This is a genomic window from Fulvimarina pelagi HTCC2506, from assembly GCF_000153705.1.
GTDB lineage: Bacteria > Pseudomonadota > Alphaproteobacteria > Rhizobiales > Rhizobiaceae > Fulvimarina > Fulvimarina pelagi.
Genome location: NZ_DS022272.1, coordinates 448,023 through 470,149, shown reverse-complemented (window position 1 = coordinate 470,149; position 22,127 = coordinate 448,023). Strand labels below are relative to the sequence as shown.

The following is a 22,127-nucleotide window of genomic DNA, read 5'->3' as shown; positions in this document are numbered from 1 at the left end:
ACACAGGTCTTGGCGTATCGGTAAGGCCTGTGCACCCTCTACATAATACAAGCAAAACGAGATCACAAATCCCTCGTAGCCTGACAAACGGATACGAACGAGCGATCAGCCACAACGCTCCAAGAGGGCCCCGAGCGCCGCGCCCGAACCCGTAAGGGGAACGTTATAGCGGCCGGCCGGCGTTGTGACCTCGGCTACCTTGCCCAGTCTCAGATCTTCAATCAGCGGCCGCAGATTTGCGAGCGTATCTTGATGGACGAGGATCGAACGCCCACGAACCTCGTATGAGCGTGTCCTGAACAGGCGTGCGATGCCATCTACGGAAATCCCGACACGATAGCTGGCACCTGTCGGCAGCTCCGCATCGTAGCCAGTGAAGTTCACGGTAAGGCTCGGTCCCGCGCAGCGCAGGAAGATTCCGTTCGGGCGGTCATCGACATAGTAGCCCGACGTCGTCCCGCTGTTGCGCCAAATCTGCGCTCCGGCCGGCGGCGCGGCAAAGACCATCGTGAGCGCACAGAAGCCAGCGAATAGGCGCCCAAATGCTCGCAATCCAAGCGGCGTTTTGGATCGAAATCGGATCATCTCCATTGTTTCCCACAATCGGGTTCCCATGGTAAGGCCGAGACAAATCAAAATCGTCCGCGGAAAAGCGGCGGAGAAGGCGGAAACCAAACGTTCATGACGCGCAAGACATCCTTCGACTACGACGATCTTATCGCCTGTGGCCGCGGCGAGCTTTTCGGCTCGGGCAATGCGCAGCTTCCGCTTCCGCCGATGTTGATGTTCGATCGCATCACGAATGTCAGCGAGGACGGTGGCGAGCACGGCAAAGGCGCGATCTACGCCGAACTCGACGTGAAGCCCGATCTTTGGTTTTTCCAGTGCCATTTTCAGGGTGATCCGGTGATGCCTGGCTGTCTCGGCCTCGACGCCCTCTGGCAGTTGACCGGCTTCTTCCTTGGATGGCTGGGCGAACCCGGTCGCGGCCGCGCGCTCGGCGTCGGCGAAGTGAAGTTTACCGGACAGGTCACGCCGAAGGTCGAGCTCATCGAATACGGCGTCGAATTTCGACGAGTGATGCGTTCCAAGCTCAAGCTCGGCATCGCGAATGGCTGGATGAAAGCCGATGGCGAGGTGATCTACCGCTCGAGCGATATGCGCGTCGGTCTTTTCACGGATGAGCAGGCCGCAGCGGCTTCGGCCTGAGCCGCCGCGAAAGAGGTAGCGAGCAAAGCTTCAAACAGGGGTGCGGATCATGAGACGCGTCGTCGTAACCGGAATGGGAATCGTATCGTCGATCGGCGACGACGTCGCCGAAGTCACCCAATCACTTCGCGAAGCGAAATCAGGTATCGTCTTCGCCGAGGAATACGCGGAGCTTGGCTTCCGCAGCCATGTCCATGGCAAGCCAAAACTCAACCCGGAGGACGTGCTCGACCGGCGTGCGCTTCGGTTTCATGGTGGCGGCACGGCGTGGAATCACGTCGCGATGAACCAGGCAATCGAAGCTGCCGGCTTCGATGAAAAGGACATCTCGAACGAACGTACCGGTATCGTCATGGGTTCGGGTGGCCCATCCACCGTGACCATCATGAATGCGGCTGATACGACCCGCGATAAAGGACCGAAGAGAATTGGTCCGACGGCAGTCCCGAAGGCGATGTCCTCGACCGCCTCGGCGACGCTCGCGACCTGGTTCAAGATCAAGGGCGTCAACTATTCGATCTCTTCTGCTTGCTCGACCTCAAGCCACTGCATCGGCAATGCATACGAAATGATCGCCTACGGCAAGCAGGACGCGATGTTCGCAGGCGGCTGCGAGGACTTGCATTGGTCGCTGTCGAATCTTTTCGATGCGATGGGTGCCCTTTCCTCAGACTTCAACGACGATCCGGCGCATGCTTCCAAACCTTACGACAAGAACCGCGACGGCTTCGTCATAGCGGGAGGCGCCGGCGTTTTGGTTCTTGAGGAATACGAACGCGCAAAAGCGCGGGGTGCCAACATCCTCGGCGAGATTGTCGGCTATGGTCTTACCTCGGACGGCGCCGACATGGTCGCGCCTTCCGGTGAAGGTGCGGTTCGCTGCATGAAGATGGCAATGCAGGGGCTGGACGGTCCGATCGACTACATCAATCCGCATGCGACGGCGACGCCGGTCGGCGACAAATCAGAGGTCCGCGCAATTCGCGAGGTCTTCGGCGAGTCAATCCCAACGGTTTCAGCCACAAAGGCACTCACTGGACATAGCCAGGGTGCAACTGGCGTTCATGAGGCGATCTACTCGCTGATCATGATGAAGGAGAACTTCATCGCCCAAAGCGCACACATCGGCGAACTTGATCCCGAATTCGAAGGGTTCCCGATCGCCTTTGAGCGGCAGGACGGTGTGAAACTCGACCGGATCATGTCGAATTCGTTCGGCTTTGGCGGCACCAACGCGTGCCTGGTCTTTCAACGCGCCGAATGACGGTTTGCTTAGTGCCGCCCGGATTTCGACGCAGACATTACGATCGTACCGCATGACTTGCGGACTCGGTCATGAGGGAAAACCATGGCAGACTTGATGAAGGGAAAGCGCGGGCTCGTAATGGGCGTCGCCAATCACAACTCCATCGCATGGGGAGCGGCGAAGGCGCTGGCTGGCGAAGGAGCCGAAATCGCCCTCACCTATCAGGGCGAAGCGTTCGGGCGGCGAGTGAAGCCGCTAGCCGATAAAATCGGATCGAAGCTCATTCTGCCTTGCGACGTCGAAGATTTGGCGACGGTCGACAAGGTATTCGATGATCTTAAGAGCGAATGGGGAGAGATCGATTTCCTCATACACGCGATCGCCTTCTCGGACCGGAACGAGCTCAAGGGTCTGTACGCCGACACCTCGCGAGAAAACTTCACGCGGACGATGGTGATCTCCTGCTTTTCCTTCACCGAGATCGCGCGACGAGCTGCCGACCTCATGAACAATGGCGGATCGATGATCACCATGACCTACGGCGGCTCGACGCGTGTCATGCCGAACTACAATGTCATGGGTGTAGCGAAAGCCGCGTTGGAGGCTTCGGTTCGTTATCTCGCGGCTGATTACGGCCCACGTAACATCCGAGTGAACGCCATTTCGGCCGGTCCCGTTCGAACACTTGCAGGTGCTGGTGTCTCCGATGCGCGGCTGATGTTCAACTATCAGCGTCGGAACTCGCCGCTGCGCAGGAACACGACGATAGATCAGGTCGGCGGCGCGGCGCTCTATCTCAACTCGCACCTTGCTAACGGCGTCACCGGCGAAATCCACTATGTCGACGCCGGTTACAACATCATGTCGATGCCGGATCTCGAAGAGCTGAAGAAGCAGGAACGGCGTGAGGAAATTGTCGAAGGCACGACTGGCGACGAGGATTGAGCTTGTGTCCGCGCGTCGGGCCGGCCTCAGCCGCCGACACGTTCATAGGCAAGAATCGCCGCGCTGAGGTCTTCGATCGCCGTCCCGACGCCCTTGAAGAGCGTGATCTCCTCGTCGGAAAGGCGCGGATAGACATCCGTCCGGCAGAGTTCGACGAGCATTCCCGCGATATCACTTTCTGATATTACGCCGGCTTCGAGCGGCGTCCTGATTTCCCCGCTTTCGACCTTGGCATGCTCGGTGTCGATGTAGATCGTGGACCGCCGCAGCACATCGTCGTCGGCCTCGCGCATGCCCGGCGTGAAGCTGCCGATCAAATCGACATGCTGGCCTGGCCTCAGCCACTTTCCTTCGAGGAACGGCTCGGTTGCCAGCGTCGCACAAGAAATGACGTCCGCGCGAGAGACCGATTCTTGAAGATCGACAACCGCGCGCGCCGATAAGCCAGCGTCGCTCAAGCTTCTCGCCAAACGCTCCGCACTCCCCTGCGTCCTGTTCCAGACTTCAATTTCTTCAATAGGCAGAACGGCGCGATAGGCCTCCGGAATGTTCGAGCCAACGCGTCCCGCGCCGACAACAAGCAGCCGCGAGGCTTTTGGACGCGCAAGGCGTTTCGCTGCAAGGGCAGAGGCGGCTGCGGTCCGCCGAGCGGTAAGCTCGCCGCCATCGAGGATCAGGCGATGCTGGCCGGTCTTACGATCGAACAGCACGTAGGTGGACGAGACCGCGGGGATACTGAGTTCGCTGTTTCCTGGATGAACGTTTACCAGCTTGATCCCACCCCACCCAGACGTCTGCCAGGCGGGCATGAGCAAAAGTGTGTCGTCGCTTCGGTCCGCATTGTGAAGTGAATGGTGATGTCGAAGCGGCGATGTAACCTCTTCGCGAAAACCCGCATCGATCGCCGCCACGAGCTCTCTGAAAGGCAGCGCGTCGATCGTCTCCTCGCGGGATAAGATCTTCATGGCATCGTCCTTCGTGTCGTCCGATCGTTCACCGGATTGGCTCATGCACTGTGACGAGCTTCGTTCCGTCCGGGAAAGTCGCTTCCACCTGGACGTCGTGGATCATCTCGGCAATGCCGTCCATCACCTGACCGCGGGTCAGAACATGGGCGCCGGACTCCATCAGATCGGCGACGGTGCGACCGTCCCGAGCACCCTCGACGACAAAATCGGTGATCAGCGCAACGGCCTCCGGATAGTTGAGCTTCACGCCGCGTTCGAGACGCTTGCGCGCAACCAGCGCCGCCATGGCAACGAGCAGCTTGTCCTTTTCGCGCGGAGTCAGTTGCATCGTAGAGGCTTCCTGTCCTTCGAATAACTCACAGAGACCATACAAGCGGCAAAGGAGCTTCGCCTAGCGTTTCAAGCAATGGAAGAAGCTGTTTTCTGAGCGCAAAGCCGCTTTTTTCGGCAAGGCGAATGACGAGAAGCCCGGCTATCAGGCTCGCCCCACCCGACTCGCCCAAGATCACTCGCACAGTCTCGAGTTGCGCCTCGGTCGTCTCGGCCTTCATCAAAATCGTCGCGAAGGCTCGCATACCGCCCAGGCCGGCTCTCGCTGCAGCGAGATCGGCCATCCGACCATCAAGGGCGAGATCGTCGGCGAAGACCAACCGGCCAGCGATCCTTACGCGCCAACGATCGCGCAAGAGCCCTACCTCGACGCGCTCTCCCATCATTTCGCGGCCAAGAATAACGGGTTCGAGAAGCAGGAAGCGCGACGTGTCTTCGGCGTTTACCTCCAGAGACCGCTTCAGGCGGCCGCCGTTGAAGAGGATCGTCTCCTGCGGAAGATAGTTGAGCGAGGCGTGGGAACCGATTCGCAGAGTTGTTTCGAGTGAGGCATCACCCGAATGCGCCCTGTAGATCCGTTCACAGGCTTGGGTCGTCAACGTCGCCGAAGCATTCGTCCCGAGATCGACGCCATATGACAGGCGATCGCCGCCTGTCAGCCCGCCCGAAGTGTTGATCGCAATGGCCTCCGCACGCCCGTCGGCATGACGTGGAAAGCGGAATTTCAGACAGCCCGACTGGTGTAGCGTGCGAAGCCGTGTTCGGCTATCCACGCAGCCGAGTTGAATCCGCGCGGAACCCTCGGCGCGCTGAAAGGCAGTGTTCGCTGAGGGGGCTGAGGCGATGTCGGAGCGCTCCTGATCGGCATCGGGTTCGTTTGCCCGATACCACGCAGAGTAAGGAAAGCGAGAGCACTTCCTGCGCTCTTAGCCGCCGGCTTCGATAAGAGCTGCGCGCCGGGCTTCCAGAATTGCGTCGAATGTCGCCTCGATCTGTGCGACCAGCGGATCCGCTTCCTCATCGGCCGCTCGCGCGACGTAGTCGAGAATCTCGATATCGGAGAGCGCGGCGGCGAGACGACCGCGCGTCAGCGCATCGCTGATCCGCACCTCGTCGTCCGTGAGTATCTGATTTGCCTCGGCGAGCTTCGCCAGCACCGGTGGCATGAACGGCTCTGTTGCGTTCGAAGCCCGCTTTATTGCCGAGACCTCATTGACGAAACCACCTGCTACGGCCGCTGCAAGGAGGTCGTCGATCGCCTTGAAGCGCGCTTCATCGCTATCCAGCGCCCGTTCAACCTTTTGCTTCAACGGCAAGTCAGGATCGATTCTCGGGCCGTACACGGTCGATCGGGCATTCTGCGCCGCTGGAAGTACCAAACGGATATCGTCCCGACCGCGACGCAGAGCAAAGCCGTGGTAGCGTTCCGATGGTACTTCGATGACGGCGATTGGGCGCAGATCGGGCGCGTAGCGTGGTGTTGGCACCGGCCGCATGACGGTGTGAGCTGCTTCGATAGTCCCACGAGTCCGCTCGATCTGCGCTTCCTTGATTTCTTCAAGGGAACGGCCGCTGCCCGTCGAGACCTGGTCCAGGTAACCGCGAAGTGTGACGACATAGCTCTCCACGCCTCCACAGAGATATGGAGAGAGGTCCTGTCCCATGAAGTCGGAAAGGTCGGTAACCAGCCGGTCGATGATCCAGCGACTGTTGGCGCTGGAGACCCAAGACGGGCGCCCCTGCCCCTTTGCGAGATCGGCGGCGATGCGGATTGCATCGCGTGCATTGCCTTGGCGTCGTTCGCTCGGAGGATCGATGATGAATTGTCCCGGCAGCCTTTCGTCACCGCCCTTGGCAACATCGCGCAACGGCTTGATAGCCGCAAACGCCTCGGCCGGCTTGCCCTGTAGCTCCTCGTAGAGAATTTCCGCGCATCTTTCGGGCGAAAACTCGACAGCCTCGACCGAGGCAGAGGAGACTGTAGCGACAAGTGCGAGCAGGACGACGGGGATCATACGAGCCATTACGAAGCGAAGCGTCCCTCGACGAATTACGGCTCGATGGGGTTGTCTCCGCTTCTAGAACGCTCTGACGTTCCGGTCACGACACGTGGATCGGGCCAAGTTCCCTCGACGGTAAAGGGAATTGGTTTCGGCTGAATGAACTCTTCCTGGGACTGGCCCGCCGAAGCCGTTTGAGAAAGTGACTCCGAGATACCTTCAAGGGCCAGTTGCCCGCTGCTGAGAGCGGCGTCGCCTCGCGCTTCGAGACGATAGTTCGCATTGTTCATCGACCACGATTCAATGGCGAGCTCTGGTCCGTACGTACCGAGTTCGGCCTTCAATGTCTCGAACGGAAGCGAACCGCCCGTGAGACCCGTATAAAGCAAACTCGTACCCGGTTCGGAAAAGACTGCCGGATCGAAGCCACTGAGCGTTCCGTTGCCTGCGGTCAGCGATACGCTGGTCTTCGCGCTGCGCGTGATGGTCCGCCAGTCCGTGGCCGGTGTCGACAGGCTTGCATGAAATTCGCCTGACCCGGACAGTCTGAGCCTCGCGCCGCCGAACGTGGAAGAGAGGTTCGCGAGATCGACCCCAAATCCGCTCAACTCGCCGCTGATCCACGGCGAGGACTTATCCGACAGCGCGATTCGACCAAAAGCACGGCCGCCGTAGAGACCGGCATCGCCGAGTTCAAGCGAGACGTCGCCGTCTGCAACCGTGACGACGGCTGCGACGTCCGAGAAGTCGAGAGATCCGAACCTGGCCTGGTTCGCCGAAACTCTGAGGGCAAGGTGCGCCGACCGCGCGAACTCGGCCTCGATCGGCCTTGCAAAACCGAACGGGCCGGCCGGCATCGGCACGATCGCCTCAGCGACCGGCGTGAGGTCGAGCGTTTCGAAAGCCAGCGTGCCGTCCAGACGGTCAGCGTCGAGATCGTATTCGAGGGCGCCTACGCCCGAACTCTGCGCCAAACGCAATTCGGCGTTCGTGACTTCGAGCGTGCGTCCGGCAAGCGTCAGGTCGCCGTTCAGGCTGACAGGTCCCAGCTGCGGTATCCGATAATCGGAATTCGCGAGCCATGCGGCAGTCGTTGCGAAGGAATCGCCTCGTCCCTCAAATCGCCCCACCAATCGCGGAAGCGTGCCGAAGTCCATGATGCCCTCGAAATCGAGGGTCAGCGGTGGTGAGGAGAAGGAAAGAGAGACATTGCTCGTTCCGCCATTGCGAAGGTTCGCGGTTGAATCGACTCGCATGTCGATATCGGCCGGTTGGCCGTTCCATGTGAACCCGCCCGTCATCCGGAAGGCGCTCTGACTGGAACTGCGCGTTATCGTCAGATTGGCATTGCTAATCCCGGTCGGCCCGGCCTCGTCCAAGCCGGGGCGCCAGACGCCGTTTCGGATCTCCAGGATTTGCAGTTGGTCGAGACGATCGATCGCGCGGCGCGCGAGGTCTTCCAGTCCGGCGATCATCTGAGCAGCATTCCGGTCCCGTTCAACGCTCGCGCTGATGTCGGATGCGACCGTCAATACGGTTGTTCCGATCTCGTCGGCTTCGCCCTCTGCTACGATGATTTCGGGTTGATGTTCTGGACGAACCAGGACGATCCGAGCGATCGTGGCGCGCCCGAACAGGGCATCGACGGGATCGAAATCGGCAACGATCCGATCGATCGTGATGTCGACACCCGAGCCGATCGAGATGCGGTCCGCAACAAGGCGCGTCCGCGGCAGAACGGAAAAGCTTATTGGCCCGGAGATTTCGACCGGGGTCCCAGTAAGCGCCTCCATCTTTGCGACGAGTTCGCTGCGCGCGCCATCGGATGCCAAAACGAAGCCCGGCATGACCGTGACGATGACGATCAGCACGAGCGATGCGCAAATGCCCCAAATCAGTGTTCGCTTAAAGGGCATTCGGCAGATGCGTCTCCTGGCTCTTGGCCCATCGCCCCGGCCCATTTACAGGGAGGGTCGGGGACGGCGCGTTCTCTCGGCACCCATTTTCTTTCGCTGCGCCGCCGCTACAACGAGGACCACCAAAGGTCGGCGGCGTTCAGCAGCGCAGTGTGCCTACCATCGGTCTTGCGATAGCCTCGTGGCATGAACATGGCCGCACAGACCAGTCGAAATCGGACGGAACGGGGACTGTTATGAGCGGAAAGCGCCTCTGGGAACCGACGGAGGATGGACTGAAGCATCACCCGATGACGCAGTTCGCCGAGCGGGCAGCGACGATCGCCGGCCGCATGTTTCATGATTACAACGCCTTGCATGCATTCTCCGTCGAGGAGCGATCTGCCTTCTGGGACCTTGTCTGGGACTTCTCCGGGACGATCGGCGAGAAGGGTGGCACCGTTCTCGACGAGACCGACTCGATGCGAAAGGACCGGTTTTTCCCCGAGGCCCGACTGAATTTCGCGGAGAATCTCCTCGCCAAGCGAGGCGGTCAGGACGCGATCGTCTTTCGCGGCGAGGACAAGGTAAAGCGCCGGCTCTCCTGGGAGGAACTTCATTCGCTGGTCTCGCTTCTCGCCCAAGCGATGCGAGCGGCCGGCGTGACCAAGGGCGACCGGGTCGCCGCAATGCTTCCAAACATGCCTGAAACCGTGGCCGTGATGCTGGCAACGGCATCGATCGGCGCGGTCTTCTCATCCTGCTCGCCTGATTTCGGCGAACGCGGCGTGCTCGATCGTTTCGGCCAGATCGAGCCGAAGCTGCTCTTCGTCTGCGACGGCTATTTCTACAACGGTAAGACCATTGACGTCGCCGAGAAGCTCGGGCCTATCACGAAGGCTTTGGAGCCGACGGCGACCATAGTGGTGCCCTATGTCGGGAACGAGGATGAAGTCGCCCGCTTGGCCGTGAACGGCACCACGCTGGAGTCCTTCCTCTCGGCTTTCGAGGCCGACGAGATCGCCTTCGAGCCGATGCCGTTCGACGCGCCGCTCTACATTATGTTCTCTTCCGGCACGACGGGCGTTCCCAAGTGCATCGTCCACTCGGCCGGCGGCACCCTGCTGCAGCATCGCAAGGAGCACCAGCTTCATTGCGGGATTGGCGACGGCGACCGGGTCTTCTACTTCACCACCTGCGGCTGGATGATGTGGAACTGGCTGGTCTCTGCCCTCGCCAACGGCGCGACGCTGATGCTTTACGATGGCTCGCCTTTCTATCCGGACGGCAATGTCGTCTTCGACTACGCGGCCGAGGAGAAGTTCACCTTCCTCGGCACCAGCGCCAAGTTCATCGACGCGGTGCGCAATGCCGGGCTGAAACCGAAAGAGACGCACGATCTGTCCGCGATGCGGATGATGACGTCCACCGGCTCGCCGCTTTCGCCGGAAGGCTTCGACTTCGTCTACGAGGGCATCAAGCCGGACGTCCATCTCGCGTCGATCTCCGGCGGCACGGACATCGTCTCCTGTTTCGTGCTCGGCGTGCCTTGGCTGCCGGTCCACGAAGGCGAGATCCAGGGCCCCGGCCTCGGTATGGCGGTCGATGTCTGGAATCTCGACGGCAAGCCGGTTCGCGGCGAGAAGGGCGAACTCGTTTGCACCAAATCTTTCCCGTCAATGCCGATCTACTTCTTCGGCGACGAGACCGGCGAGCGTTATCATAACGCCTATTTCTCGCAGTTCGAGGATATCTGGGCCCATGGCGACTTCGCCGAATGGACCGAGAACGACGGAATCATCATCCATGGCCGATCGGACGCGACCCTGAACCCGCAAGGTGTGCGGATCGGCACGGCGGAAATCTACAACATCGTCGAACAGTTCAACGAGATCGATGAAGCCATCTGCATCGGCCAGGCGTGGGACGGAGATCAGCGCGTCGTCCTCTTCGTGCGGACGGCCGAGGGCGTCGAACTGAGCGACGAACTCATCGCACGCATCCAGAAGGCTGTGAAGAATGGCGCTTCTCCTCGCCATGTGCCGGCGAAGATCCTGAAGGTCGAGGACATCCCACGAACCAAATCCGGCAAAATCGTCGAACTGGCGGTGCGGGAAGTCGTCGAGGGCCGCGAGGTCAAGAACATCGAGGCGCTCGCCAACCCTCAGGCGCTAGAGGAATTTAAAGGTCGCCCGGAACTATCGACCTGACCGGCATACTCGGAGCCGGGTATCACGCCTCTAAAATCTCGAGGTATTTCTCCGGCTCGCTCGTCTCGATTTCGACGAGCCAGAAGTCCGGATCGAAACGGGCCTCGCGCTCGAAACGAGCTCTAAACTCGACCTCTTCCGTCTGGGCCTCGCGCACGAAGGCGCGTGTGCCACTCTCCTCGACGAGGCTCTGAAAGGCCGGGGCATAGAGCGTGACCTGACCGAGCCGATCGCGTGTGACGATATAGATCGCACCGGCGGACTCTGCGCCCTTTCGCTCTACCGCAGCGAATCCACCATCGTTGAAGACGCGCCGCATGAGCTGAGAGACGAAGAGTTCGCTGGTGATCCGCATGCCGCCGCTCTACCCGGCGAACAAGAGCGAGACCAGAGGGAGGCGTCAGCTTTCTTTCAGCCGGAGAAGGCACCAACCCGCACGAGACGTTCCAGGAGATCGAGATTAGGCTCGCCCGTGATGTCGAGCCCTTCGACCTCTTCGAATTCGCGGATCGCCGCCTTGGTCCGGGCGCCTGGAATACCGTCCGCTTCAAGTGTTGCTAGATTAATAGCGGTGAGGCCCGTCTGTATCTTCCGAACGAGTTCATCCTCGCTCATGGCTTCGGCGCGCTCGAGTTCGATGATTGAAGAGACTTGATCGACGTTCTGAATCACCCGGCTGCTGCGCCCGTCTTCTGTTTCGGCGATTTCGTACTCCTCGGCATCGGTCCACTCGACCGGTTTCGACGAGGGTCGCGGAGCTGCATAAGCACCGATTACCTTTACCTGCCGCAGAAGTGCCGTTGACGGACGCCCATCCACCGAAAGTCCATTTTCGTGTTGGAAACGCTCGATCGCCGCTCGTGTACCGGGTCCAAACCGGCCGTCGATCGCCCGCGTGTAATGCCCCGTTTCGGCGAGGGCCTGTTGTAGTTCGGCGAGCAACGGATCGGCCTTGGTCGCCTCCACGGTGTTGAGGCTCGGCTGCGGCATTCCACGCGTTGCGATCAGCGGCGACTGATGGTGCTCTGACTGTGCAAAGAGAGCATTGCCGGAGACCCAGATGAAGAAAAGCGCGAACGCGGCCGTTCCCAGCGAAACGCCTGGGTGTGTTCGCAAGGCCTTCCACCCCTTGAGAAATCCTGCGACGAGACCGCTCATGACCCGCCCCGAGAGCCGGCCCATGTCGTCAGGCCGTGCGGCGTTGAGGGGTATCTGTGACACCGGTGTTCTTCGAATGACGGGCATGGTTCAACGCTACGATGTTCTTGTCTTCTATTGTGGTTGCCTGGCGCGGCACGAGCGGCATGTCGAGCATTACCCGCGTTCCTTCGCCTTCCGTACTCTCAATGGTCATTGCGCCGCCGTGCAGTTCGCACATGCCCCGCACATAGGCGAGGCCGAGGCCTGTGCCTTCGTAACGGCGGGACATGCCGCAGGAGGCCTGCACGAAAGGCTTGCCGAGCTTGCCGATCTGGTCGGCCGGGATGCCGATGCCGGTATCCGCGACATTCAGCCTGAGGTCGCGCCCGGCGCGTTCCCAGGAGAGCGTGACGGTGCCGGCATCCGTAAACTTCACGGCATTGGCGAGCAAATTGACCAGCATGTGATTGAGCGCCCGCCGGTCGCCGTGGATTGTTGTTCCGCCAGGCGGGCATGCGATTTCGATTGAAACGCCCTTCTGGTCGGCTTGGCAGCGAACCATTGCGCTCGCCTCCTCGACCACCTCGTCGAGCAAGAAGTGCTCGCAATGGAGTTGGTATGCGCCGGCCTCGATCTTCGAGACATCGAGAATATCGTTGACGACGGAAAGAAGATGGCGACCCGAACTCTGTATCAGGCCGACATATTCGCGCTGCTTGTCGGAATTCAGCGCACCGAAAAGCTCGTTCTCCAAGATGCCGGAAAACCCAATGATGGCGTTGAGCGGCGTACGCAACTCGTGGCTGACGGTCGCGAGCATCGCTTCGGAAAGACGGCCCGGTTCTGGTTCGGCTAGCTGGTTTGCGCCTTTCGCGTCCCCGGCGACCGGTCTCAGGACCGTCAGCACGTTCGTCTCACCATCGAGCGTCAGGACGTGAAGAAGGCGGGTTTCGTCGTTTTTCAAGCGCACGGTCACGGGGTGGGACGTATGTTCGCGAAGCGCGGCCATTGCAGTCGCCCGGCTCGCAGAGTCCAGAAGATCGAATAGAACGGGTGGACCCGCATGTGTCCCGATCTCGTCTGAAAGAACCTCGCCCGCCCGGTTGCCCTTCATGATGCAGCCGGCGGAGGAGACGACATAAGCCGCAGCCCCAAAGAGATCGGCGAGCGGCAGGGCCGCGTCGGCGGTCGGATGCGCCGCGGATAGCTTAATGCTGGTCGCTTCGGTTCCATCGGTTACGTTGGATCCACCTAAGAGCGACGCCGCTGCGACAGCGATACCGGCCAAGAACAGCGGCATGGCGACGATCGCGCCGCTCATGTCCGCCGCAGCCATGACCGGGGTTGCGACGGATGCCACCAACGCGCCGCTCAGAAGGCCGCCTGTGAGATGGGAGCGCTTGAAACCTAAGAGCGATCCGCGGGCCGGCGCGCTTGAGAAAGGCTGGTATGCGTGCCCTTCCCTCGACCTGGAACCGGAGCCCGATCCAGTCGCTGCCTCGCTCGCTAAGAACACCATACGCAAAACTCTTCATGCCATTCGTGAAACAGGCCGATGAATCGGACCGGGCCGCTTCACTTCGAGGAGAAGTTCGAAGCCGAGAATGCCGCAGAGTTTTTAAGGAAGGCATAAACCGTGCCGGGACTTAGCCGACCGATGGAGAAAAATCCGCTCGGGTCACCGCGACGCGCTCAGGCAAGTTCGAACGGCCCGTCGCTGACGAGGGGATCGGGCCCAGCGAGCGTCCCGCGCTCGAATAGTTCGACAAGGTGAGCTTTCACGGAATAGCCGGCAGCGACCGCAAGGGCTCCCTCGACGGCGGGATAATGGCGCTCGACGAGGCCGGTGATGGTCACGGGTGCTTCCTGCAGGCTCAACAGAATCATTTCCTCGCGTTGCCGGCGATGATGAAGAAAATTGCGGACCAGCCGTTCCGGTCGTTCGATGGGGTCGCCATGGCCGGGGAGGTAGAGTCGCTCGTCTCGTGGGACCAACTTCTTCAGCGATTCCCGATACCGCCGCATCGAGCCGTCAGGCGGGATCACGACCGTAGTCGACCAGCCCATCACGTGATCGCCGGTGAAAAGGACGCCGTGCTCGGGCAGCGCGAACGCCAGATGATCGGAGGTGTGCCCAGGCGTTGCGACCACTTCGATACGGTGGCCGGCAATCTGCAGAGACCCGCCGTCGATGAGCGAGCGGTCTGATTCGAGCGCTGCAAAATCGACGGAGGCCTGGTAGGCGACGGCGGGAGACGGCGCCGCGAAAAGCGGCGCTCCGAAGCGCTCCTTTGCCTTTCTCACGAGCCCGCTGTGATCGCGATGGCGATGGGTGAGCATGACCGCTTCCACCTGCCGCGCGCCGACGGCCTCCACAATCGCTTCGAGGTGAAAGGCATCTTCCGGACCGGGATCGATCACGCAGCAGGTATCGCCGTATCCGACAACATAGGTGTTGGTGCCGCGAAAGGTCATTGGGCCTGAATTGTCCGCCGTCACCCGGAGAACGCCCTCAGGGAGTTCGATCGCCGGGCGTTCAGACACCGGCGCTCTCGTGTTTCGAAGGCGCGGTCTCGTCCCGCCGCCGCACGATCTCGCCGAGTTCGGCCCGCGCCGAATTGCTCCGCGGCGTCCAGAGCCCCCGTTCGATCGCCTCGGCCAGCCGATCCGCCATCTCCTCAAACGCCTTGCGGTTGTTCTCTTCCATGAAGGCCCGCACTTCCGGATCGAGAACGAAGGCGCGGTAGACGGCGTCGAAATGGTGATCTTTCACCGCGCCGGTTGTCGCGGCAAAGGCGAACATATAGTCGACCGTCGCCGTCATCTCGAAGGCGCCCTTGTAGCCGTGCCGCATGACGCCGGCGATCCATTTCGGATTGACGACGCGGGCGCGCACCACCCGGCCGATCTCCTCATCAAGGGCGCGGATGACGGGGCGTTCGGGCCGGGAGTGATCGTTGTGATAGACCGCGGGACGTGAACCGGAAAGATGCTCGGCGGCGGCCGTCATCCCGCCTTCGAACTGGTAATAGTCGTCGGAATCGAGGAGATCGTGCTCGCGGTTGTCCTGGTTCTGGACCACCGCGTCGATGCCGGCGAGGCGCTTCTCGAAGCCTTCCCGCTCCAGCGCGCCGTCCGCATCGCGGCCATAGGCATACCCGCCCCAGGTGAGGTAGCTCTCGGCAAGATCGGCGGCCGAGTCCCAGCCCTTCTCGTCGATCAGCGCCTGAAGGCCCGCTCCGTAGGCGCCGGGCTTGGAGCCGTAGACCCGAAAACCGGCCCGCTTCGCCGCCTCGTCCTCGGTAGCTCCTGATGCGATGAGCTCCTTCGTCTCGGCCGCGATCCTCGCCGCGATGGGGTTGTCTTCTTCGTCCTCGTCGAGCGCCGCGACGGCGCGCACGGCGCGATCGAAAAGGGCGATCTGATCCGGAAAGGCATCGCGGAAGAAACCGGAGATGCGAAGGGTGACGTCGACACGCGGGCGGCCGAGTTCAGCCAGTGTCAGCACGCGAAAGCCGGTCACCCGGCGCGAGGCACGGTCCCATTCAGGTGTCACGCCGATCAACGCGAGCGCCTGAGCGATGTCGTCGCCGCCCGTGCGCATGTTCGACGTGCCCCAGGCGGTGAGACCAATGCTCTCGGGATGATCGCCATGGTCCTGCATGTGTCGCGTGACGAGCAGCTCCGCCGATTTCCGCCCGAGCTCGAAAGCCGCCTCGGTGGGCACGGCGCGTGTATCGACCGAGAAGAAGTTACGCCCCGTAGGCAGCACATCTGGACGCCCTCGCGTCGGCGCACCTGATGGACCCGGCGCGACGAAGCGGCCGGAAAGCCCGGTTAGCAGGCCGTCGATCTCGGCACGGCCGCACGCCTCTACCGATGGCATCAGTTGGTTGTGGATCGCGCCGAGAATTACCGCCGTCTGCTGCATCCCGTCCGGGCTCGCCTCACCCGCAACCAGCTGTGCTGCAAGGAGTTCGATTCGCTCGACCGTGTCGCCATTCGTCCGCCACGGATCGGTGGAAATCGTCTGAAGTTGCTGTGGACGATGCCCCTCCCATGGCCGCGACATGTCGCAATCCAGCGGATCGAAGTCCGTCCGCCCCAGCAAGTCCGCCGCGATCGCCCGATGGAGCGATCCATCCGCCGCCTCGTGACCGCGCGGCAGCCGCGCCAGCGCAACGGTGAGATCGGTGAGAAGACGGCCCTCCGGCGCCTTGCCGAAGATGTGGAGCCCGTCGCGGATCTGCATTTCCTTCAGATCGCAGAGATAGGCGTCGAGCTTTTCGAGCGCCGTCTCGTCAGTTTCGTCTGCGCCGATCCCGGCGTCCTGATCGAGGCCGATATCGCGCACGAGATCGAGAATACGGGGCTTCAGCAGCGCCAGCCGGCGCGGATCGGCGCCCGAGGCTTCGTAATATTCGTCGACGAGCGCTTCGAGATCCTTCAGGTCCCCATAGGTCTCGGCGCGGGTGAGCGGCGGCGTCAGGTGATCGACGATCACCGCGCTCGTGCGCCGCTTGGCCTGCGTCCCCTCGCCCGGATCGTTGACGATGAACGGGTAGAGATGCGGCATCGGGCCGAACACGGCTTCCGGAAAACAGGTTTTCGATAGCGCCAGCGCCTTTCCCGGCAGCCATTCGAGATTGCCGTGCTTGCCCATGTGCACCACCGCGTCCGCATCGACCTTCGTCCGCAGATAGGCGTAGAAGGCGAGATAATTGTGTGGTGGCGCGAGATCCGGCGAGTGGTAGGTCTCCTTCGGATCGATATTGTAGCCGCGGGCCGGCTGGATGCCGATCAGGGTTTCGCCGAAGCGCGCGATCGGCAGGGCGAAGACGGTCTCGGTCTCGTGACCCAGAACGAAAGGATCGGCCTCCGGAGCACCCCAACGCTCGATCACCTGCGTACGGACGAGTTCGGGGAGCGTTTCGAAGAACGCGCGATAATCCGCCAATGATAGCGTTTCGCGAATTTCGCGCGCAGCCATCCCGGCATTCGTCGGCCCGGCCAAGAGGTGTTCGATCAGCGCATTGCCGTCGGTCGGGATGTCGCCCACCGAAAAGCCCATCTTCCCCATCGCGCGCATCACTTCGATCGTGCCGGCCGGCGTATCGAGCCCGACGCCGTTGCCGAGGCGTCCGTCGCGGTTCGGATAGTTTGCGAGAATCAACGCGATCCGCTTGTCGCCATTCGCCTTGCCGCGCAGTCGCGCCCATCGCGCGGCGAGTTTGGCGACGAATTCCACCCGATCCGCCACCGGCTTATGGGCGACGATATCCGTCTCGGTGAGCTGGTCCCATTCGCCGGCGGTCTTGAAGGCGACAGCTCGGGAGAGCACCCGGCCATCGACCTCCGGCAGGGCAACGCTCATCGCAAGATCGCGCGCTGAAAGCCCCTGGCTCGACGCCTCCCACGCCTCGGCATCGCCGCTCGCCAGCACCGCCTGCAGGACGAAGGCGCCGCTCTCTTCCAATACGGTCGGCACGCGTTCGCCACCGGGCGAAGAGACCGCGAAGCCGGTGAGGTTCACGACGACGTCAGGTGGGTCCTTCTCGAAAAGACCGCGTACGGTCTCGATTGAAACCGGGTCCTTGAGGCTGGAGATGAAGATCACCTGCGTTTCGAGCCCGGCTTCGTTCATCGCCCGTGCCAAGGCCTCGATGGCCTGAGTCTGCGCGCTCTGGACGAGGGCGCGGTAGAAGACGATGGCGGCGTGGGGTCTGTCTTGATGATGCTCGTCCTGCGCCAAGTCCAGTCGCCCCGCCTTCAGCAGCGGCCGTGCATCCTCCGGCATCTCCGATCCGTCGAGAACCGCATTGCAGGCGCGCAGGAAACTGTCGGCGTTTTCCGCACCACCCTCGATGAGATAGCGCCAAAGCTGCGCTCGTGTCGCCGGATCGAGTGTGTCGTAGTCGTCGAGACCAGCATCCGGCTTGTCGTCGCCCGGGAGCACGCAGAGCTGCGCGCCGAATTTCTTCGCAGCGGCATGGAGCGCATCGAGCCCGTAGGGCCAGTAGGTGCGCCCGCCGAGCAGCCGCACGACGATCAGCTTCGCATGCCGCGCCGTCCGCTCGATGTAGGCGTCGACCGATATAGGATGCTTGAGCCGCAGGAAGTTCGCGAGCCTGAGCGAGGGCGCCTCGCCGCCAAGCCGGCGCGCGGCGCCGGCGAGACTCGCAATTTCGGTATCGGCCGCCGTCATGACGACGACATCGGCTGGCGACTGCCCGAGATCGACCGCCTCACCACTGTCGTCGATCGTTCCTTTCTGGGCGAGAAGAAGATGCATGTTTCGAGCCGCTTATTCCGCGGCCTGGCGCGCCTCTCCCGAGACGATCGCATTCAATTCGTTCGTGATCTCGTCGCGCGCCGCCGCATCGAGATCATGATGCAGCCCGATAACCACGAGGCGCGTCTCCCGGGTCTCGTCCGCCTTCCACGGTCGGTCGAAATAGGTTTCGAGCCGCTTGCCGACGGCCTGGATCACGAGCCGCATCTTCTTGCCGGGCACATCGGCAAAGCCCTTCAGGCGCAGGATGTCGTGCCGTGCGATCAGCCCGGGCAACGCCGCTTCGAAGCCGTCGCGATCGGCGAGGGAGCCGGCATCGACGACGAAGCTTTCGAACTCGTCGTGGTCGTGCTCGTGCGACTCGCCGCTCTCGTGCTCCATCTCATGATGGGCTTTGCGGTCCAGGATCAGATTCTCGGTCCCGGCCTCGATGCCGAGAAGCACGTCGGTCGGCAGCTTGCCGTGTTCGCTCGCTACCGTGCGCACCGTCCGCTCGGTCTTGCCGGCGATCTCGGAGCGCACCTTTTCCAGCACCTCGCGGTCGATCAGATCGGCCTTGTTGAGAACGACGAGGTCGGCCGCGCGCAGTTGATCTTCGAAAAGCTCCTCAAGCGGATTGTCATGGTCGAGGCTCTCGTCCGCCGCGCGCAGGGCGGCCACCTTCGCCTCGTCGTCGGCGAAGCGCCCGTCGGCGACGGCGGCAGCATCCACCACGGTCACGACGCCGTCGACCGTGACGTTCGTCTTCACCTCCGGCCAGTTGAACGCGGCCACCAATGGCTGCGGCAGCGCGAGCCCGCTGGTCTCGATGACGATGTGATCGGGCTTGTCCTCACGGGCAAGAAGCCTTGTCATGGTCGGGATGAAATCGTCGGCGACGGTGCAGCAGATGCAGCCATTGGTCAGTTCGACGACGTCGTCCTCGGTGCAGGTCTCGATGCCGCACCCGGTGAGGATATTGCCGTCGACACCGAGATCGCCGAATTCGTTGATGATGAGGGCGATCTTCCGACCGCCCGCATCCTGCAACATGTTGCGGATCAGGGTCGTCTTGCCCGCGCCCAGGAAGCCGGTGATGACGGTGGCGGGAATCTTCGACATGGATCGCGTGCCTCTCGAACGGTTCGGTTCGGCTTTACCGCAAAGGACAAAGCATCTTTGCGCCTATGTCGCGCATATACCGTGTGAGGTCGAGGGGGTCGAAGGGAAAGGCGCAGTGAACGGCGTCTGTTCGTGATCCATCTCGGGTCACCCGTCCGGCAATCCCTGACATAAACGCAAAAATGCCCCGGTGTTGGAGCGGGGTTTTTGGGTGTGCTGTGTGTGTGTGTTTTTCTGAGAAGAAGGGTTTTGTTTTGCTTGGGATTTGCGGACCTGGCGGCGACCGACTTTCCCGCGTCTTGAGACGAAGTATCATGGGCGCTGGTGCGTTTCACGGCCGAGTTCGGAATGGGATCGGGTGGGGGCGCACCGCTATGACCACCAGGTCGGCAAATACCAAGCAGGGCGAGAAGCTGGGAGTTTGTTGTCGCTCACGGCAGGCTTGCTATCGCAAGCCGCCTGCGCGTGCGCGGCCTGACCGGCCGGCGCTCGTTCGAGCGGTGGTGGTGGCTCGCGCGAGATCGCGGTGAAGTCCCGTGGAGATCTCCGCGAAGGATCTCCCCGAAGGCTGGCGTCGGGCGACTGCCCGCCGGCGCTTTTGCGCCGCGCCCGCGCAGCCGATCGCGAGAGCGATCTGGCGCGAGCGCCAAGAAGAATGTTGATTGCCTTTGATCTGGCTCGGCCCTCGCCCCAAGAGGGCTCGGGCATTTCAACCTGGCGAACACATGGTTCGCCTTCGGCCTTTCGGCCGAACCGGTTTCGATGATCATGGGCGAATGGGAACGATCAAGTTCGTTCGGGCGATTAGTACCGGTAAGCTTCACAGGTTGCCCTGCTTCCACACCCGGCCTATCGACGTGGTGGTCTACCACGGCCCTGATAGGGAGCACTCGTTTTCAGGTGGGTTTCCCGCTTAGATGCCTTCAGCGGTTATCCCGACCGGATATAGCTACCCTGCAATGCGGCTGGCGCCACAACAGGTCCACCAGAGATCCGTCCATCCCGGTCCTCTCGTACTAGGGACAGATCCTGTCAATGCTCCGACACCCACGGCAGATAGGGACCGAACTGTCTCACGACGTTCTGAACCCAGCTCACGTACCGCTTTAATTGGCGAACAGCCAAACCCTTGGGACCTGCTCCAGCCCCAGGATGCGATGAGCCGACATCGAGGTGCCAAACAACCCCGTCGATATGGACTCTTGGGGGTCATCAGCCTGTTATCCCCGGCGTACCTTTTATCCGTTGAGCGATGGCCCTTCCACTCGGGGACCACCGGATCACTATGACCGACTTTCGTCTCTGCTCGACTTGTCTGTCTCGCAGTCAGGCGGGCTTATGCCATTGCACTCGACGAGCGATTTCCGACCGCTCTGAGCCCACCATCGCGCGCCTCCGTTACGCTTTAGGAGGCGACCGCCCCAGTCAAACTACCCACCATACACTGTCCCGGATCCGGATGACGGACCGCGGTTAGACATCCATGACGGCAAGGGTGGTATTTCAAGGATGGCTCCACGCAAACTGGCGTCCACGCTTCAAAGCCTACCACCTATCCTACACGTGCCGACACGAATGCCAGTGTAAAGCTATAGTAAAGGTGCACGGGGTCTTTCCGTCTGACCGCAGGAACCCCGCATCTTCACGGGGAATTCAATTTCACTGAGTCTGTGCTGGAGACAGCGGGGAAGTCGTTACGCCATTCGTGCAGGTCGGAACTTACCCGACAAGGAATTTCGCTACCTTAGGACCGTTATAGTTACGGCCGCCGTTTACTGGGGCTTCGATTCAAGGCGTGAACCTCTCCTCTTAACCTTCCAGCACCGGGCAGGCGTCAGACCCTATACGTCGTCTTATGCGACTTCGCAGAGCCCTGTGTTTTTGATAAACAGTCGCTACCCCCTGGTCTGTGCCACCCCCACCTACTTGCGTAAATGGAGGTCACGCTTCTTCCGAAGTTACGCGTGCAATTTGCCGAGTTCCTTCAGCACAGTTCTCTCAAGCGCCTGGGTATTCTCTACCAATCCACCTGTGTCGGTTTCGGGTACGGTCTATAAGATGGAGCTCTTTCCTGGAACCGCTTCACCGCAACCTCAATCCAATAAGAGATTACGATACACGCGATCCGTCACTTTCCATCAGGCCCACGAATATTAAACGTGGTTCCCATCGCCTACGCCTTTCGGCCTCGGCTTAGGGGCCGGCTAACCCTGCTCAGATTAACTTTAAGCAGGAACCCTTGGATTTTCGGCGAGGGAGTCTCTCACTCCCTTTATCGTTACTCATGTCAGCATTCGCACTTCCAATACCTCCACGGCTCCTCACGGATACCGCTTCACAGGCTTATGGAACGCTCCGCTACCACTTGCCATAAGACAAGTCCTCAGCTTCGGTGCATGGCTTCAGCCCCGGTACATTTTCGGCGCAAAGACCCTTGTTTAGACCAGTGAGCTGTTACGCTTTCTTTAAATGATGGCTGCTTCTAAGCCAACATCCTGGTTGTTTTGGGATCTTCACATCCTTTCCCACTTAGCCATGACTTGGGGACCTTAGCTGGAGGTCAGGGTTGTTGCCCTCTCGACGACGGACGTTAGCACCCGCCGTCTGTCTGCCGGATAGGACTCCTCGGTATTCGGAGTTTGGTTAGGATCAGTAAGACGGTGAGTCCCCATAGCCCATCCAGTGCTCTACCCCCGAGGGTCTTCATCCGACGCTCTACCTAAATAGATTTCGCGGAGAACCAGCTATTTCCGAGTTTGATTGGCCTTTCACCCCTAGCCACACGTCATCC

At 61.2% G+C, this 22,127-nt stretch carries 16 protein-coding genes and 2 rRNA genes (1 of these 18 only partly in view); 4 read left to right on the top strand and 14 right to left on the bottom strand.

The window, feature by feature from the left end:
- Positions 1–105 precede the first annotated feature (105 nt).
- Positions 106–585, bottom strand: a complete 480-nt coding sequence (locus FP2506_RS02165) for a hypothetical protein (RefSeq protein WP_148227444.1) — start codon at positions 583–585, stop codon at positions 106–108.
- Between the two features lie 96 nt (positions 586–681).
- On the opposite strand from FP2506_RS02165, the gene fabA reads away from it, so the two are divergent.
- From fabA to fabI, 3 genes are all read left to right on the top strand, one after another.
- A complete protein-coding gene (gene fabA / locus FP2506_RS02160; protein WP_007065727.1) occupies positions 682–1,209 on the top strand; it encodes a 3-hydroxyacyl-[acyl-carrier-protein] dehydratase FabA in 528 nt (175 codons plus the stop codon).
- A gap of 49 nt (positions 1,210–1,258) precedes the next feature.
- Positions 1,259–2,473 (top strand): beta-ketoacyl-ACP synthase I, encoded by a 1,215-nt coding sequence (gene fabB, locus FP2506_RS02155; RefSeq protein ID WP_007065726.1) that lies wholly within the window; start codon positions 1,259–1,261, stop codon positions 2,471–2,473.
- An 84-nt stretch (positions 2,474–2,557) separates the two neighbouring features.
- Entirely contained in the window at positions 2,558–3,400 is an 843-nt protein-coding gene (fabI, locus tag FP2506_RS02150) for an enoyl-ACP reductase FabI (protein WP_007065725.1), read from the top strand.
- Positions 3,401–3,426: 26 nt separating this feature from the next.
- Here fabI and lhpI read toward each other — a convergent pair whose 3' ends face one another.
- From lhpI to FP2506_RS02125, 5 genes are all read right to left on the bottom strand, one after another.
- The gene (gene lhpI, locus FP2506_RS02145; RefSeq protein ID WP_040489308.1) at positions 3,427–4,365 is read right to left on the bottom strand and encodes a bifunctional Delta(1)-pyrroline-2-carboxylate/Delta(1)-piperideine-2-carboxylate reductase; all 939 of its coding nucleotides are present in this window, start codon (positions 4,363–4,365) and stop codon (positions 3,427–3,429) included.
- A 28-nt stretch (positions 4,366–4,393) separates the two neighbouring features.
- Positions 4,394–4,696 (bottom strand): urease subunit gamma, encoded by a 303-nt coding sequence (locus tag FP2506_RS02140; RefSeq protein ID WP_007065723.1) that lies wholly within the window; start codon positions 4,694–4,696, stop codon positions 4,394–4,396.
- A gap of 28 nt (positions 4,697–4,724) precedes the next feature.
- Positions 4,725–5,471, bottom strand: coding sequence for an urease accessory protein UreD (locus FP2506_RS02135; protein WP_007065722.1), 747 nt, complete (start codon positions 5,469–5,471; stop codon positions 4,725–4,727).
- 153 nt (positions 5,472–5,624) lie between these two features.
- Positions 5,625–6,722 (bottom strand): hypothetical protein, encoded by a 1,098-nt coding sequence (locus tag FP2506_RS02130; RefSeq protein WP_148227443.1) that lies wholly within the window; start codon positions 6,720–6,722, stop codon positions 5,625–5,627.
- 26 nt (positions 6,723–6,748) lie between these two features.
- Complete coding sequence (locus FP2506_RS02125; RefSeq protein WP_040488844.1) at positions 6,749–8,614, bottom strand: AsmA family protein; 1,866 nt, start codon at positions 8,612–8,614, stop codon at positions 6,749–6,751.
- 236 nt (positions 8,615–8,850) lie between these two features.
- On the opposite strand from FP2506_RS02125, the gene FP2506_RS02120 reads away from it, so the two are divergent.
- Positions 8,851–10,803 (top strand): acetoacetate--CoA ligase, encoded by a 1,953-nt coding sequence (locus tag FP2506_RS02120; RefSeq protein WP_007065719.1) that lies wholly within the window; start codon positions 8,851–8,853, stop codon positions 10,801–10,803.
- A gap of 22 nt (positions 10,804–10,825) precedes the next feature.
- Here FP2506_RS02120 and FP2506_RS02115 read toward each other — a convergent pair whose 3' ends face one another.
- The 8 genes from FP2506_RS02115 to FP2506_RS02080 form a co-directional block, all read right to left on the bottom strand.
- Positions 10,826–11,158, bottom strand: coding sequence for a DUF1491 family protein (locus tag FP2506_RS02115; RefSeq protein ID WP_007065718.1), 333 nt, complete (start codon positions 11,156–11,158; stop codon positions 10,826–10,828).
- Positions 11,159–11,214: 56 nt separating this feature from the next.
- Entirely contained in the window at positions 11,215–12,024 is an 810-nt protein-coding gene (locus FP2506_RS02110; RefSeq protein ID WP_007065717.1) for a peptidoglycan-binding domain-containing protein, read from the bottom strand.
- A complete protein-coding gene (locus FP2506_RS02105) occupies positions 11,990–13,303 on the bottom strand; it encodes a sensor histidine kinase (protein WP_187289018.1) in 1,314 nt (437 codons plus the stop codon). The genes FP2506_RS02110 and FP2506_RS02105 overlap by 35 nt, the downstream gene beginning before the upstream one ends.
- 332 nt (positions 13,304–13,635) lie before the next feature.
- The gene (locus FP2506_RS02100) at positions 13,636–14,487 is read right to left on the bottom strand and encodes an MBL fold metallo-hydrolase (RefSeq protein WP_007065714.1); all 852 of its coding nucleotides are present in this window, start codon (positions 14,485–14,487) and stop codon (positions 13,636–13,638) included.
- On the bottom strand, positions 14,480–18,235 hold the full coding sequence (gene cobN, locus FP2506_RS02095) for a cobaltochelatase subunit CobN (RefSeq protein ID WP_007065713.1): 3,756 nt from the start codon (positions 18,233–18,235) through the stop codon (positions 14,480–14,482). The genes FP2506_RS02100 and cobN overlap by 8 nt, the downstream gene beginning before the upstream one ends.
- A gap of 12 nt (positions 18,236–18,247) precedes the next feature.
- Entirely contained in the window at positions 18,248–19,336 is a 1,089-nt protein-coding gene (cobW, locus tag FP2506_RS02090; RefSeq protein ID WP_007065712.1) for a cobalamin biosynthesis protein CobW, read from the bottom strand.
- Positions 19,337–19,607: 271 nt separating this feature from the next.
- Positions 19,608–19,722, bottom strand: a 5S ribosomal RNA gene (gene rrf / locus FP2506_RS02085).
- Between the two features lie 396 nt (positions 19,723–20,118).
- A 23S ribosomal RNA gene (locus FP2506_RS02080) occupies positions 20,119–22,127 on the bottom strand (it continues 1,319 nt past the right edge of the window).

Excerpts from the sequence above, each read along its gene's own strand:
- lhpI (WP_040489308.1), bottom strand. The coding sequence starts at position 4,365 with ATGAAGATCTTATCCCGCGAGGAGACGATCGACGCGCTGCCTTTCAGA.
- cobW (WP_007065712.1), bottom strand. The coding sequence starts at position 19,336 with ATGTCGAAGATTCCCGCCACCGTCATCACCGGCTTCCTGGGCGCGGGC.
- FP2506_RS02130 (WP_148227443.1), bottom strand. The coding sequence starts at position 6,722 with ATGGCTCGTATGATCCCCGTCGTCCTGCTCGCACTTGTCGCTACAGTC.
- fabA (WP_007065727.1), top strand. The coding sequence starts at position 682 with ATGACGCGCAAGACATCCTTCGACTACGACGATCTTATCGCCTGTGGC.
- FP2506_RS02165 (WP_148227444.1), bottom strand. The coding sequence starts at position 585 with ATGATCCGATTTCGATCCAAAACGCCGCTTGGATTGCGAGCATTTGGG.
- FP2506_RS02140 (WP_007065723.1), bottom strand. The coding sequence starts at position 4,696 with ATGCAACTGACTCCGCGCGAAAAGGACAAGCTGCTCGTTGCCATGGCG.
- fabB (WP_007065726.1), top strand. The coding sequence starts at position 1,259 with ATGAGACGCGTCGTCGTAACCGGAATGGGAATCGTATCGTCGATCGGC.
- FP2506_RS02115 (WP_007065718.1), bottom strand. The coding sequence starts at position 11,158 with ATGCGGATCACCAGCGAACTCTTCGTCTCTCAGCTCATGCGGCGCGTC.
- FP2506_RS02125 (WP_040488844.1), bottom strand. The coding sequence starts at position 8,614 with ATGCCCTTTAAGCGAACACTGATTTGGGGCATTTGCGCATCGCTCGTG.
- FP2506_RS02120 (WP_007065719.1), top strand. The coding sequence starts at position 8,851 with ATGAGCGGAAAGCGCCTCTGGGAACCGACGGAGGATGGACTGAAGCAT.
- fabI (WP_007065725.1), top strand. The coding sequence starts at position 2,558 with ATGGCAGACTTGATGAAGGGAAAGCGCGGGCTCGTAATGGGCGTCGCC.
- cobN (WP_007065713.1), bottom strand. The coding sequence starts at position 18,235 with ATGCATCTTCTTCTCGCCCAGAAAGGAACGATCGACGACAGTGGTGAG.